The 14032-nt window shown below is 66.7% G+C and carries 14 protein-coding genes, 1 tRNA gene and 1 pseudogene; 11 read left to right on the forward strand and 5 right to left on the reverse strand.

The window, feature by feature from the left end:
- Positions 1 to 16: 16 nt before the first annotated feature.
- Both CPZ00_RS10500 and CPZ00_RS10505 read left to right on the forward strand, forming a co-directional pair.
- The gene (locus tag CPZ00_RS10500; RefSeq protein ID WP_096390832.1) at positions 17 to 424 is read left to right on the forward strand and encodes a group I intron-associated PD-(D/E)XK endonuclease; all 408 of its coding nucleotides are present in this window, start codon (positions 17 to 19) and stop codon (positions 422 to 424) included.
- A gap of 6 nt (positions 425 to 430) precedes the next feature.
- Positions 431 to 504: transfer RNA gene (locus CPZ00_RS10505), tRNA-Gln, on the forward strand.
- 146 nt (positions 505 to 650) lie between these two features.
- Here the strand turns inward: CPZ00_RS10505 and CPZ00_RS10510 are convergent.
- Positions 651 to 866: pseudogene (locus tag CPZ00_RS10510) on the reverse strand (hypothetical protein); the annotation flags it as partial.
- A gap of 81 nt (positions 867 to 947) precedes the next feature.
- Between CPZ00_RS10510 and CPZ00_RS10515 the strand changes: the two are divergent.
- On the forward strand, positions 948 to 1241 hold the full coding sequence (locus tag CPZ00_RS10515) for a UPF0175 family protein (RefSeq protein ID WP_096390833.1): 294 nt from the start codon (positions 948 to 950) through the stop codon (positions 1239 to 1241).
- Entirely contained in the window at positions 1241 to 1729 is a 489-nt protein-coding gene (locus CPZ00_RS10520) for a hypothetical protein (protein ID WP_096390834.1), read from the forward strand. Before CPZ00_RS10515 ends, CPZ00_RS10520 begins: the two co-directional genes overlap by 1 nt.
- A gap of 64 nt (positions 1730 to 1793) precedes the next feature.
- Here CPZ00_RS10520 and acs read toward each other — a convergent pair whose 3' ends face one another.
- Both acs and CPZ00_RS10530 read right to left on the reverse strand, forming a co-directional pair.
- The gene (gene acs, locus CPZ00_RS10525) at positions 1794 to 3794 is read right to left on the reverse strand and encodes an acetate--CoA ligase (RefSeq protein WP_096390835.1); all 2001 of its coding nucleotides are present in this window, start codon (positions 3792 to 3794) and stop codon (positions 1794 to 1796) included.
- 122 nt (positions 3795 to 3916) lie between these two features.
- The gene (locus CPZ00_RS10530; RefSeq protein ID WP_096390836.1) at positions 3917 to 4564 is read right to left on the reverse strand and encodes an FAD-dependent oxidoreductase; all 648 of its coding nucleotides are present in this window, start codon (positions 4562 to 4564) and stop codon (positions 3917 to 3919) included.
- Positions 4565 to 4858: 294 nt separating this feature from the next.
- On the opposite strand from CPZ00_RS10530, the gene CPZ00_RS10535 reads away from it, so the two are divergent.
- The 5 genes from CPZ00_RS10535 (at position 4859) to CPZ00_RS10555 (ending at position 10699) form a co-directional block, all read left to right on the forward strand.
- Positions 4859 to 6604, forward strand: coding sequence for a 2-oxoacid:acceptor oxidoreductase subunit alpha (locus CPZ00_RS10535; protein ID WP_096390837.1), 1746 nt, complete (start codon positions 4859 to 4861; stop codon positions 6602 to 6604).
- A 3-nt stretch (positions 6605 to 6607) separates the two neighbouring features.
- On the forward strand, positions 6608 to 7471 hold the full coding sequence (locus CPZ00_RS10540; protein WP_096390838.1) for a 2-oxoacid:ferredoxin oxidoreductase subunit beta: 864 nt from the start codon (positions 6608 to 6610) through the stop codon (positions 7469 to 7471).
- Between the two features lie 186 nt (positions 7472 to 7657).
- Positions 7658 to 8917: a digeranylgeranylglycerophospholipid reductase gene (locus CPZ00_RS10545; RefSeq protein ID WP_096390839.1), complete on the forward strand. Its 1260-nt coding sequence runs from the start codon at positions 7658 to 7660 to the stop codon at positions 8915 to 8917.
- Positions 8918 to 8985: 68 nt separating this feature from the next.
- Complete coding sequence (locus tag CPZ00_RS10550) at positions 8986 to 9828, forward strand: aldo/keto reductase (protein ID WP_096390840.1); 843 nt, start codon at positions 8986 to 8988, stop codon at positions 9826 to 9828.
- Between the two features lie 133 nt (positions 9829 to 9961).
- Positions 9962 to 10699, forward strand: a complete 738-nt coding sequence (locus CPZ00_RS10555; RefSeq protein ID WP_394338418.1) for a hypothetical protein — start codon at positions 9962 to 9964, stop codon at positions 10697 to 10699.
- Here the strand turns inward: CPZ00_RS10555 and CPZ00_RS10560 are convergent.
- Together CPZ00_RS10560 and CPZ00_RS16035 are read right to left on the reverse strand one after the other, a co-directional pair.
- Entirely contained in the window at positions 10696 to 11391 is a 696-nt protein-coding gene (locus CPZ00_RS10560; protein WP_096390841.1) for a DUF7097 family protein, read from the reverse strand. The two genes, CPZ00_RS10555 and CPZ00_RS10560, sit on opposite strands and share 4 nt — an antisense overlap.
- Before the next feature lie 65 nt (positions 11392 to 11456).
- Positions 11457 to 11591: a hypothetical protein gene (locus CPZ00_RS16035; RefSeq protein ID WP_269845467.1), complete on the reverse strand. Its 135-nt coding sequence runs from the start codon at positions 11589 to 11591 to the stop codon at positions 11457 to 11459.
- 298 nt (positions 11592 to 11889) lie between these two features.
- Here CPZ00_RS16035 and CPZ00_RS10565 point away from each other — a divergent pair, with 298 nt between their 5' ends.
- The gene (locus CPZ00_RS10565; protein WP_096390842.1) at positions 11890 to 12735 is read left to right on the forward strand and encodes a lycopene cyclase domain-containing protein; all 846 of its coding nucleotides are present in this window, start codon (positions 11890 to 11892) and stop codon (positions 12733 to 12735) included.
- A 4-nt stretch (positions 12736 to 12739) separates the two neighbouring features.
- A complete protein-coding gene (locus CPZ00_RS10570) occupies positions 12740 to 13927 on the forward strand; it encodes a Brp/Blh family beta-carotene 15,15'-dioxygenase (RefSeq protein WP_096390843.1) in 1188 nt (395 codons plus the stop codon).
- Positions 13928 to 14032: the final 105 nt, after the last annotated feature.

A 14032-nucleotide genomic window follows, 5' to 3' on the forward strand; every position in this document is an offset into this window, starting at 1 on the left:
CGAGCTACGTTCGTGTATGGCTGAGGCCAGAGGCGCCAGTTCGAACCGAGCTGGAGAAGTCGCAGAGAACATCGTGAGTACGAAACTCCTCCGTCTCGGATACAACGTCGCAGAGCCACGGATCCCCTGCCCGTATGACGTGATCGCCGATTTGGATGACCAGCTCGTGAAGGTGCAAGTAAAACGGGGATTTGATGATTCAAGCCGGGACGAGACTCTTCGTGTTAATCTGCTTGGCTCGATTCATAAAGGCGGTACGGAGTACAAAAGCGTCAAATATCAGCCGGACGAAGTCGACTCGTTCGCAATATACGATCCCATACAGGACGAAGTATACTGGCTTTGGTTCGACGAGGCGCCGTCCACGGAACTCCGGCGAAAATATACATCGTTAAGGCGTCATAGGATCGAACAAAAATTGTAGTCTCATAGTCCCGTGGTGTAGCTGGCCAATCATATGGGCCTTTGGAGCCCATGACGGCGGTTCGAATCCGCCCGGGACTATCCCATCCTCTATTTGTAGTCCAGACCCACAGCGATCAGCCACGCGCACCCGACTCGCATCGTCCGGTATGGACGGACGGCGCTCACGCAGCCACACGCGAAGCGAGTACTCACGGCCACGGATGTGCGACGTAGTTCCATCCTGTGCCGTCGGTCAACCGCGTGCGGATCAGATTCCGCTCCACGGCATTCGCGACCGTGGGCGTCACGAGCGGAATCTCGTCATCTTCGGTCGGATTATGGGCATCGATTACATCCTCAAGGAATTCCCAGCCCTCCGATCGCGCCGCCTCGTCGAGGGCGTCACTGATGCGCTCGTGGTACGGCCAGAACACGTCCCGATACGTATCGCCACTTTGGTTCCCCGAGCACCGATTTGCGGTGCGGCGTGACGACGCCTACCGTTACATCTATTGTGCATCGTAACGTACTGGATCGTAACGATGAAGACGGTCACCACGCGCATCCCGAAAGACGACGAGGAGGCACTCGCCGAACTGGAAGCGGAGATGAGTGCCGATCGCTCGGAAGTGCTTCGTCGCCTCATCCGACAGGGCCTGGATGACTGGCGCACGGAACGGGCACTCGACCAGCTTCGAGACCATACCATTACGCTCCGAAAAGCAGCCGAACTGGCGGACGTCTCCTACGTCGAGATACTGACGCTCGCCGCCGAAGAGGGCATCGACGTCGGGTACACGACCGACGACCTCGAACGCGACCTCGACCGCATCTAATGGTCGTCGTAGGCTCGTCCGCGCTGATTCCGCTCGCGTGGGTCAGTCGACTCGACCTCGTCTCGACTACGTTCGACGAGATTCGAACGACCGAGGACGTCCGCGAGGAAGTCCTCACCGAGGGCAAGCGCGGCACGGCGACCCTCGACGAGTTTCTGGCGGACGTGACCGTTCACGACACGCCGATCCGGGCCGCTGAGGTGGCGTCGATGGAGGGGATCGCGGTGGCCGACGCGTCCGTGATCCTGCTGGCGGACGACGACGAGGAAGTTCTCCTCGCCAACGACAAAGGGTTGATCGAGGTCGCCCGGAGCCACGGGGTTGAGTGCTGGTGGGTGACGACGCTGTTGCTCAGTTGTACCAAAGGTGGGGTGGTGACAGCGGATGAGGCGGTCGATCTCCTCTACGACCTCGTGGACGAGGGGATGAACCTCCACCCGCAGGTCTACGCGCAGGTGCAGAAGAAACTCCGAGAACTCGGGGACTGATTCGGAGCACTCGACAGCCGGAGTGACGCACTCAACAGATTGCAAGCGGTACCCCGCTACCGCCTCAGTCGCCCTGGACGGTCCGTTGGATGTCCTCGACGACCTCGGGGTTGCGCAGGGTGCTCGTGTTGCCGAGTTCCTCGTCGTTCGCGATGTTCTCGAGGAGGCGGCGCATGATCTTCCCGGAGCGCGTCTTGGGGAGCTCGGGCGTGAAGATCACCTGCTCGGGCTTGGCGATCGGGCCGATCGCCTCGTTGACGCCGTCGATGATTCGCTGGCGAAGGTCGTCGGTCTCCTCGTAGCCCTCCTCGGTGATGACGTAGGCGTAGACGGCCTCGCCCTTGATGTCGTGGTCGCCGCCGACGACGGCGGCCTCGGCGACGCCCTCGACGCCGACGATCGCCGACTCGATCTCCATCGTGCCCAGCCGGTGGCCGGAGACGTTGATCACGTCGTCGACGCGGCCGAGAACGGTGATGTAGCCGTCGTCGTCGATCTTCGCGCCGTCCTCGGGGAAGTAGACCCAGTCGTCGGGGTCGTCGCTGTCGACGTCGGAGTACTCGGCCCAGTACTCGTCGATGTAGCGCTCGTCGTTGTTATAGAGGGTGCGCAGCATTCCCGGCCAGGGTTTTTGAACGGTGAGGTAGCCGGCCTCGCCCGCACCGATCTCCTCGCCGGCGGTGTCGACGATCCGGACGTCGAGTCCCGGCAGCGGCGGCCCGGCGGATCCGGGCTTCATGTCGCCGATCCCGGGCAGCGTGGTGATCATCATCCCGCCCGTTTCGGTCTGCCACCAGGTATCGACGATCGGACACTCCTCGCCGCCGATGTGCTTGTAGTACCACTTCCACGCGCGCGGGTTGATGGGCTCGCCGACGGTGCCGAGCAGCCGGAGGCTCGAGAGGTCGTGGTCGGCAGGGTACTCCTCGCCCCACTTCATAAACGCCCGGATCGCCGTCGGGGCAGTGTACAGCTGGGTCGCCTCGTACTCCTCGATGATCTCCCAGAGCCGGTCGCGGTCGGGGTGGTCCGGCGTGCCCTCGTACATCATCGTCGTCGTCCCGAGCGCGAGGGGCCCGTAGACGATGTAGGAGTGGCCGGTTATCCACCCGATGTCGGCCGAACAGAAGTAGGTGTCCTCCGGCTTGACGTCGAGGACCGCCTGCGAGGTCCAGCTCGCCCACGCCAGGTAGCCGCCGGTCGTGTGCTTGACGCCCTTCGGCTTGCCCGTCGTTCCGGAGGTGTACATCAGGAACAGCATGTCCTCCGCGTCCCGCGTGACGGGCTCGACCGTGTCGCCCTCGTGGCCGGCGAGCAGGTCGTCGTAGGTCGTCTGGTCGGCTGCCAGGTCGTGGTCGAAGCCATCGCCGTTGGCCGCGAGCCGCTCGACGATCACGCTCTCGGTGTCGTGATCGACGTCAGCGAGCCCCTCGGTGGCCTTCGAGAGGTGGTCGAGGGGGTCGCCGCGCCGGTAGTAGCCGTCGCAGGTGACGAGGTACTCGGAGTCGGCGGCGTTCATCCGGGTCGCGAGCGCGTCCGCGGAGAACCCCGCGAAGACGACGCTGTGCGGGGCGCCGATCCGGGCGCAGGCCAGCATCACGATCGGCAGCTCCGGGATCATCGGCATGTACAGCGTGACGACGTCGTCCTCGCCGACGCCGAGATCGCGGAGCGCCGCGGCGGCCTCGTTGACCTCGCGGTGGAGCTCCTCGTAGGTGTAGGTTCGATTTGCCTCGTCGACCGGCTCGCCGACCCACTCGATGGCCGCCTCGTCGCCGCGCTCGGCGAGGTGTCGGTCGAGACAGTTGGCCGAGGCGTTCAGCTTCCCGCCGGTGAACCACTCATAGAAGGGCGGCGAGTCGTCGTCGAGCACCCGATCGTACGGCTCCTCCCACTCCAGGAGGTCGGCGGCGGCCTCCCAGCAGTCCGGCCAGTTCTCCTCGAACTCCTCGTAGATCGCCGGGTCGGTCACGTTCGCCTGGTCGACGAACGACGCGGGCGGTTCGAACACGTCCTGTTCGGCGAGCCGCGCTTCCAGTTCCGGTCCCTCGTCCGAGTCTGACATACGTGTCGATGATTCGCACCATCCGCTATAAACGTGTGGTACTTCCGCTCGTGGCTTCGGTTGGCATATACGAAAATCGTTTATGGAGTCGGCCCGAACCGATCTCGTTTCGGCGGCCGTTCTCAGCCGAAGTTTTCGACCTTCGCGCCGTCGACCCCCGATCCGGTCGCCTCGAGGGCTGCCTCGACGTCCTCGATGAACGAGGCGAACCCGTACACGAATACCTGTTCATCTGGATCGGCCGTGACGACGTCGGTCACCGCGTCGGCGAGGTCGGCGGTACCGTTCTCGAGGAGTCGAACCGTCGCGCCGCGATCCTCGAGATCGGCGAGCCGCTCCCGGTGTGCGGGCGCGTCGTCCCGGTAGACGATCGCCGCCTCGTTGCCGTCGGCGAGCGCTCGCTCGCCGATCCCGACCGCGGGGCCGATGCCGGGGCCGCCGGCAAGCACCACGACGCGACGCTCGCCCTCGTAGTGGTCGCTCCCGAAGGGTCCGCTCATCTGGAGCTCGTCGCCGGGCTCGAGCGAGGCGAGGTACGCGGAGAACGGTCCGCCCTCCTCGTGGTCGATCTCGATCGTCGTCTCGAAGGTCCCCTCGACGTCCGGCGAGGAGAGCGTGTAGAACCGCGAGTACTCCTCGCCGTCGACGGTTCCGGTGAGCTTGATGAACTGTCCGGGCTCGGCCTCGAACCCGTCGGGCGATTCGAACTCGACCGCGATCGTGTCCGTGCCGACCTCGTCGATCGACGCGATGACTACGGCTGCGTCCATACGTCCGGTTGCGCGTTGAGACACAAACCAGTTCCCGTCCCGGTCGACGCTGCGGGAACCGATGACGATGGAACCGGCAACGCGTTCGATGATTCGACAGTCGTCGAATTCCCGGGGTCGCAAAACTCGCCGATCCGATAGCGTCGGTTGACGTTTGGATATATATGAGTCTAAATACGGGTGGAAAATATTTGTTTGTGCTCTCATTTAGTATAATATGGTCGTTCGTACACCTTCACGCCGGGTCGCCTTTCAGAAGCCTTTTGATTGCTGCAAGAGAAGGACCGAAATAGTATGGTCGCGGACTTCAACTGGGCCATCGGCGGGGAAGCCGGCGATGGCATCGACTCGACGGGCAAGATCTTCGCCCAGGCGCTGTCTCGCTCGGGTCGGCACGTCTTCACCTCCAAGGACTTCGCCTCCCGGATCCGGGGCGGGTACACCGCCTACAAGGTGCGGACGTCCGTCGACAGGGTACAGAGCGTCGTCGACCGACTGGACGTACTGATCGCGTTAACCCCGCGAACGATCGAGGAGAACCTCCCGGAGCTCCACGAGGACTCGGTCATCATCTACGACGGCGAGCGGACCACGATGCAGAACGCCGAGATCCCCGAGGAGATGATCGGCCTCGACGTCCCGCTCAAGCGCCTCGCGGAGGAGGCCGGCGGGGCCATCATGCGCAACGTGGTCGCGCTCGGCGCCGCCTGCGAGGTCACCGACTTCCCGATCGAGAACCTCGATTCGGCACTCGAGAAACGGTTCAAGGACAAGGGGCAGAAGCTGGTCGAGAACAACCAGGAGGCCGCACGCGCCGGCCAATCCTACGTCGCCGAGGAGTTCGACCACGAGTTCGATTACGAGCTCGAGACGACCGACAACGACTACGTGCTCTTAAACGGCGACGAGGCGATCGGGATGGGCGCCATCGCGGCCGGCTGCCGGTTCTACTCCGGCTACCCGATCACGCCCGCGACGGACGTGATGGAGTACCTCACCGGCCGGATCGAACGATACGGCGGCCACGTCGTGCAGGCCGAGGACGAGCTCTCGGCGATCAATATGGCGCTCGGCGCCGCCCGCGGCGGCGCCCGGTCGATGACCGCGACTTCCGGGCCGGGGATCGACCTGATGACGGAGACGTTCGGCCTCGTCGCGACCTCCGAGACCCCGCTCGTCATCTGTAACGTGATGCGGTCGGGCCCCTCCACCGGGATGCCGACGAAACAGGAGCAGGGCGACCTGAACGGGATGCTCTACGGCGGCCACGGCGAGATCCCGCGGTTCGTCCTCGCGCCGACGACGATCGACGAGTGCTTCTGGAAGACGGTCGAGGCGTTCAACCTGGCCGAGAAGTACCAGACGCCGGTCTATCTCACTGCGGACCTCTCGCTTGCGGTCACCGAACAGACCTACGAACCGGACGCGTTCGACATGGACGCCGTCGAGGTCGACCGCGGCTTCCTCGTCGACGAGGAGACGATCGGCGACCACCAGACCGACGCCGAGCAGTTCAAGCCCCACGAGATCACCGACGACGGGATCTCCCCGCGTGCGTTCCCCGGAACGAGCGGCGGTGCCCACATGTCGACGGGGCTCGAACACGACGAACTCGGTCGCCGGACCGAGGAGCAGGACATGCGCGTCGAGCAGGTCGACAAGCGCAACCGGAAGGTCGAGACCGCCGAGGAACGCGAGGACTGGAACCCGCGCGAGTTCGGCGACCCCGAAGCCGACGCGCTCGTCGTCTCGTGGGGCTCGAACGAGGGGGCACTCATCGAGGCCCTCGAGATACTCGAGGCCGACGGCATCGACGTCCGCGTCATTTCGGTGCCGTACATCTTCCCCCGGCCGGACCTCACCGAGGACGTGCAGGCGGCCGAGGAGACGATCGTCGTCGAGTGTAACGCGACCGGACAGTTCGCGGACCTCGTCGAACACGACGTTCTCGAGCGCGTCGAGCGGATAAACAAGTACACGGGCGTGCGGTTCAAGGCCGACGAACTCGCACGTGACATCAAGGAGACCCTGGAGGCGTAACCAATGAGCTCAGACGTTCGATTCACCGACTTCAAATCCGACAAGCAGCCGACGTGGTGTCCCGGATGTGGCGACTTCGGCACGATGAACGGGATGATGAAGGCACTCGCTGAGACGGGCAACGATCCCGACAACACCTTCGTCGTGGCCGGGATCGGCTGTTCGGGCAAGATCGGGACGTACATGCGAAGCTACGCGCTCCACGGCGTTCACGGCCGCGCGCTCCCGGTGGGCACGGGCGTCAAGCTCGCGCGCCCCGACGTCGAGGTGATGGTCGCCGGCGGCGACGGCGACGGCTACTCCATCGGCGCCGGCCACTTCGTCCACGCCGTCCGCCGGAACGTGGACATGACCTACGTCGTGATGGACAACCGGATCTACGGGCTGACCAAGGGACAGGCCTCCCCGACCTCCCGGTCCGACTTCGAGACGTCGACGACTCCCGAGGGGCCGAAACAGCCGCCGGTCAACCCGCACGCGCTCGCGCTCGCCTCCGGAGCGAGCTTCATCGCCCAGTCGTTCTCCTCGGACGCGCTGCGCCACCAGGAGATCATCCAGGAGGCGATCGAACACGACGGGTTCGGCTTCGTCAACGTCTACTCGCCGTGCGTCACGTTCAACGACGTCGACACCTACGACTACTTCCGCGACTCGCTGGTCGACCTCGAGGAGACCGACCACGACCGCCACGACTACGACGACGCCAAGGAGGTCATCCTCGACGCGGATAAGGAGTATCAGGGCGTCATCTACCAGGACGAGAACTCGGTGCCGTACGCCGAACAGCACGGCATCGGCGCGGACATGTCCGACATCCCGGACGGCGCGCCGGAGGACGCCACGGACCTCGTCCGCGAGTTCTACTGAGCCGACGTCGGCCGACGTCGCCGATCGCCGATCGTCCCGCGGTGTCGGTGCCTGACCGCGTCCCGCCCGAGCGGCGCGTGATCGGACCCTCTCAACGCCGTTTTCGACCCTTTCGCGGGGACGAAAACCACGGGACGGCCGGGACGCATCAACAACACTCATTAGCGGCACGCGACACGTTCGGGTATGAGCGATCGCTTCGACGTGGTCATCGCCGGGGCCGGCCCAGCGGGCGCCCAGTGTGCCCGCGATCTCGCCGCGCGGGACTACGACGTCCTCGTTCTCGAGACGGAACCGGAGGCGGAGTTCCCGCGCCAGAGCAACAAATCCACCGCGGGAACCTTCCCGTCGATGATGGCCGCCTTCGGCGTCCCGGACGACGTCGTGATGCAGTTCACCGACTCGGTGGTTCTCGAGTCGCCCAACGATTTCTACGTCCAGAACCAGCCGGGTGCCGTCCTCGAGTTCGCGGAGTTCAAACGGTGGCTCGTCGCCGACGGACGCGAGCAGGGCGTCGAGTACCGGTTCGATTCCCGGGCGACCGCGCCGATCGAGTCGGACGGGTCGGTCGTCGGCGTCCGGTACGACGGGTCCGAGGAGGTGTTTGCCGACGTGGTCGTCGACGCGACCGGCCCCGCCGCGCCGCTGGCGAAGGCGCTGGACGTCTGTGACTTGCGTCGCGAGAACCAGGCGATCGGCATCGAGTGGGAGCTTGAAGGGATCGAGACGGACCATCCGGGCTACGCCGACCTCCACGACGCGATGATGCTGCGGCTCGACCACGACGTCGCGCCGGGTGGGTACTCGTGGATCTTCCACACCGGCGGGGATACCGCCAAGGTCGGAGTCTGTTACATCCAGAACGACCGCCACCGCGAGCACGCCGACGAGGACCTCACGATCGACGGGTACCTCGAGCGCTGGCTCGAGTCGGATCCGCGGTTCGCCGACGCCGAGAAGATCGAGGGGAAGATCCATCGTGGCTCCGCGCACATCCAGCAGCCGGCCGGGATGAGCACCGACGGCTTCGTCGCGATCGGGGATACGGTTCCCTCGATCGACCCCCTCTGGGGCGAGGGGATCCACAAGGGGATGAAGTCCGCCCGCGCGGCGGCGGCGGCGATCGACCGCTGTCTGAGCCCCGCCGAGTCGGACACCTCGGCCGCACAGCTATCGACCTACGACGACCTCTGGCACCGCGATGTCGCGCCGAAGGCCCGACAGCGGCTGTTGATGACCGAACTCCTCTATCTCGCCTCCAACGACCGATACGACCGCTTGATGCGTGACCTCCGGGCCACCGACGAGGACACCCTCGCACAGATCAACGGCGGGAACCTTGCCGCCTTCCCGAAGCTCCTCCATCTCGAGGACCTCTCGCTGCTTGCGACCTTCGGCAAGGAACGGTTCCTCGAGGGGTCGGCCCGCTGGACCGGCGGCGCCTGATCGGCCGACCCTCAACGGTCGCGCTCCGCCCCGCAACCTCTTTCTCGACCGCGTTCGTCGGCTCGGGTATGACGAACCTGACGCGGCACGGCGACGGATCACGCGCGGTGCCCACCCGCGACGGAATGGCGATGCTCGGATACGGAACCTGGAAGCTGGCCGACCGGGAGACGTGCGTCGACGCGATCACGACCGCGATCGAAACCGGGTATCGGCATCTCGACACGGCTCGGATGTACGACAACGAGACCTACGTCGGGGAGGCGATCGCGGACGCCGACGTCGACCGCGAGGAGGTGTTCCTCGCGACGAAGATCTGGCCGGACGACCTCGCCTACGGGGACGCGATCGACGCCGCCTACGACAGTCTGGAGAACCTGGACACCGACTACCTCGACCTGCTATACGTCCACTGGCCGGCGAAGGCGTACGACCCGGCCGAGACGCTTGAGGCCTTCGACCGGCTCGTCGAGGAGGGGGTCACCGAGCGGATCGGCGTCTCCAATTTCACCCCCGAGCTGCTCGCGGACGCGTGCGACCGGACGACGGCGCCGATCTTCGCGAACCAGTTCGAGTGTCATCCCCTGCTCCCCCGGCGGCGCTGGCGTGAGGCGTGTGCCGACCACGGCGTCCATCCGGTGGCGTACGCCCCGATCGCGCGCCAGGAGGTCTTCGAGGAGTCGACGATCGTCGAGATCGCGGAGACACACGACGTCAGTCCGGCGCAGGTTTCGCTCGCCTGGCTCCGACAGCGCGACGTGACCGCCATCCCGAAGGCCGCGAGCGCGGACCACATCCGCGAGAACTGGGAATCGCTGTCGCTCGAGCTCGAGGAAGCGGAGCTGGCGGCGATCGACGGGATCGAAACGCGATCCCGGAAGGTCGACCCGTCATTTGCGCCCTGGAACTGACCGATCCGCAACCGTCCCGGCCCGACGGCGCTCGTCCGGCGGTGGGGCGCCGAGCGCGTCCATCGTCGAACCGTCCGGCGGCGGCCGTCCCGAGGCACAAAGTTCACGTTACCTCACGCGTGAGTTGACGCCGATGGAACGACGGTCACCGGGGTTGATCGGCGCGGTCCGCATCGACGTCACCCGGCTACACGACACGTGGATGGAGGTGGCCTTCCCACGCCAGCTCGACGCCAGCAGCGTGCTCGGGAAGTGGAAGCCGGAGACGACGCCCCAGCGGATCGCCTACAAGCTGTGGGCGGCGATCGGGATTCCGCTCGTCCTGTTCGGCTACCCGCTGTTGCTCATCGGCTTCGCGACCCGGTATTACGCCACCCGACTCGACTCGGCGGTGGCGCGCATCGGCGTTCTCGGCGTCCTTCTCGTCGCGACGCTCGCCTGGGGCACGCTGACAGTCATCACGCGCCTCCAGCTCTCGACGGAGGCGTTCCTCGCCGTGGGGGCCGCCAGCGTGGTCGCGGTCGTCTCGGCGGGGCTGGCTGCGCTCTTCTCGAAGGTCGGCGGCCGGGTCACGAGCGTCCTCCTCGCGTATCCGTTCGCGATGACGGCGCTGTTCCTCCCGCCGGTGGTGGCCGCCCTCTTCACCCCCTCGCTCGGCGAGGTGATCTTCCCGAACAGCACCGAGCTCGCCGTCTGGATCCTCGACACGCTGTTGGCAGTCGGCGGGATCAACGACTGGCTGCGCGCCAACTTCACCCTCGAGGGCACCGGCTACGTCCTGATGTGGTTCGGGCTCGCGATCCCGACCGGCTGGCTGCTCGGCCTGCTCGTGGCGCTGGCGGACGTGATTCGGCCCAAGCCGGCCGACTAACTGTTCCCCGAGCCGTCGCCCTCGGTCCCGTCGGCGTATCGGTCGCGGGCGGACGTGAACGACAGCTCGGCTTGCTCGGCGCTGCGGCGACGCTCCCGTTCGGCGATCGCGTCCGGATCGGGGCTCGCGTCGTCGTCGATCCGGGCGATCGATCGATGGACCTTGGCGTGACACCACCGACAGAGCGAGACCGTGATCTCGTGGGGACCTGCCTCGGACGCGGTCGCGTCGCCGGTCGCGTTGCCGGTCCCGCCGTCCTCGCCGCCTTCGTCGTCCTCGCTGCCTTCGTCGTCCTCGCCGCCTTCGTCGTCCTCACTAGCTCTGTCGTCCGTGCCGCCCTCGTCGGCGGCGGAAGTTCCGATCCCGGGTTCGCTTCCGGCGTACTGCAGGTGATGTTCCTCGATCAACGGGTGGGTCGGCTCGTGCGCCAGTCGAAGCGACTCCAGTCCGCACCGAAGACAGGCACGGCCGTCGGTCGTCGACCGGTACCGGGGACACGCGGCCCAGTTCCCGTCCTCGCCGACGTGACAGGCGTATCCATCGCGCCGTCGCTCGGCGGCGAACGCCGGGTCCGCGCCCGCATGCTCGAGCGCGTACCGACACCGTCCGTCGTCGGTCAGGTGGTCACAGATCCCGGCGACGTCGTAGGGGTCGTCGACCCCCACGGGCGTTCCGTTCGGGGTCCGCTCCATACGCACGCTGGGGTCCAGCGATGGAAAAACGCACCGTCGATGGTAACCGGGACGTCGCCGAGCGGCTAGTGCCGCACGATCGACACCGTGACCGCGTATAACGCGCCGCAGTCACAGCGAACCCTGACGTTCGGCTCGGCCTCGTCGGAGACGTATTCGATGGTCGATCCACACGTCGTACACTCGAGTCCGATCTCCATTTGGGTATCCCACACACGCAGTGCTTGCCCCGTCGGAAACGCCGATGGATCGGGCAAGAGACGGGATATACCGTGTCAACACGCCACATCTTTACCCTCGCGTCGATAACCCTCGACCGCTCCCACCGTGGGGGCCGTTCGAGAGGGAGCGCTGAAGCTTGGTGGGCTCCGTTCCCTCTCGCGCACCTGTCGTGCGCACGACCGAATTCTTCGCACAGCATTAAGAAGCTACGGGCCGGATTATCGATACGGATATCGGGCTCCCGATCCGGGACGGGGGATCGGTCCGGATTCACCGATGGCCGCTCCAACGACGTACGTCGACGTTCATCTGGCGTTTCTCCTGCCGCCGATCGTCGGTCTCGGCCTCCTCGCGTCTCGCCGATCGCTGCTCGACCGGCGGTTCCTCGGCGGGCTCGCGGTCCTGATCGCCCTGGCGGTCGGCTACACGACGCCCTGGGACGCACGCCTGATCGCGATCGGGGTGTGGTGGTACGGAGAGGGGGCCGTGGGTCGACGGTTCCTCGGCGTTCCGGTCGGCGAGTACGCCTTCTTCGTGCTTCAACCGGTGCTGACGCTGCTGTGGGTGCGGTGGATCACGCGGAACGGGAACGGACCGACCCGCGGCGCGCCGAACGGACCGACCCGCGGCGCGCCGCGACCGTCTCCGGGCGTCCGCCTCATCGGACTCCTCTCGGGCGCGGCGGTCGCGGCGGTCGGCGGCTGGCTGGTGATCGCCGGGGCCGAAACGCGGCTCTACCTCGGCGCGATCCTCCTGTGGGCGGGGCCGGTCCTCGCGATCCAGTGGGCGTACGACTGGCCGAGCCTCCGTCGTCGCGGCCGAACGGTCGCGGTCGGCGTCCTCGTGCCGACCGGCTACCTCTGTCTGGTCGACCGGATCGCGATCGACGCGGGGATCTGGACGATCGCTCCGGACTACACGACCGGCCTCACGATCGGCGGATTACCGGTCGAGGAGGGGTTGTTCTTCCTCGTGACGAACTGCTTTCTCGTGCAGGGATACCTGTTGTACGACGATCTGATCGACCGCCGAACGGCGGACGGTGCCCGCCGATCGTCAGGTGCTGCACCCCGATCGACCGGCGCTACATCCCGATCGACGGACGCTCGAAAGGAGGCGTGACTCCATGGATGCCACGACGTCGCGGGTGTCGACCGGCAACGGGGCCGCCCCCACGGCTCACGCTCTGGCATACCTCGCGGTGGTCCCCGGCTGGATCGCCGCGGGCGTCCTGACGATCGCGTTCTCGTTCGGAGCGACGGTCCCGCCCCGCTACCGGTGGATCCCGCTTGCGGCGAGCGTTCTCGTGATCGGGTTCCCCCACGGGGCCGTCGACCACCTGATGGTCGCGCGGGTGCGGACGGGACGGGCTCCCGATCGAGCCCTGACGCGAGTCGGCATCGTTTACGCCGTCCTCGGCGGCGGCTACGCACTCGCGTGGTTTCTCGTCCCCCGCGTGGCGGTCGTCGCGTTCCTGCTGTTGACCGTCGTGCACTGGGGCACCGGCGAGCTGTATCCCCTGATCGGGATCGTCGGCGTCGACCATCTCGGGTCGTCGACCGTCCGGCTCGCGACGGCGGCGGTCCGGGGGACGCTCCCGATCCTCGTCCCGCTCATCGCCTTCCCGGACCGGTTTCTGACGGTCGTCTCGCTGCTTCTGGACCCGTTCCTCGGAACCTCGCCCGCGTGGCTCGACGCGCTCGCCGGAGGCCGGGCGCGCACCGCGCTCGCCGCGGTGGTGGGTGCGTCCATCGTCGTGACGCTCGCGGTCGGCGCGCGTCGCGCCCTGGCGCTTCGGGCTGATGCGACGTCCCGTGACGGCACACCGGCGACGGGCACCGACGCCGGAACGACGCGGCGGTCCGTCGCCATCGTCCGGCCCCGGACAGCGGTCGGCGGCTGGCTGCTCGACGCTGCCGAGACGCTGCTTTTGTGTGCGTTCTTCCTGACCGTCCCGCCGGTGTTGGCCGTCGGGACCTACTTCTGTCTCTGGCACTCGCTCCGGCACGTGGGACGGCTGCTCGCGCTCGACGAGCGCTCGAACGCCGACCTCGCCGCCGGCCGGGTCGGGCTGCCCCTGTGGCGGTTCGCCCGTGACGCCGCCCCGCTCACCGCGGGCGGCTTGCTCGTCGTCGCCGGACTGTTCCTCGCCGTTCCCCGTCGTCCCGGGACGCCGGTCGAGTCGATCGCGGTGTATCTCGTCGCGGTCGCCGTCCTGACGCTCCCCCACACGGTGATCGTGGCGTGGGCGGACCGGAAGCAGGGGCTCGTCGGTCGGTGGTCCGAGCGAGGGATCGGCGGGCGGTGGTCGTGAGCGAGGGACCGGCGGTCGGTGACTGCGGGCAGGGAATCCGCGGTCGGTGACTGCGGGCAGGGAATCCGCGGTCGCGAGCCCCGAGCCGCCCGACTCGACACGCTT

The sequence above is a fragment of the Halopenitus persicus genome (assembly GCF_002355635.1).
Classification (GTDB): domain Archaea; phylum Halobacteriota; class Halobacteria; order Halobacteriales; family Haloferacaceae; genus Halopenitus; species Halopenitus persicus_A.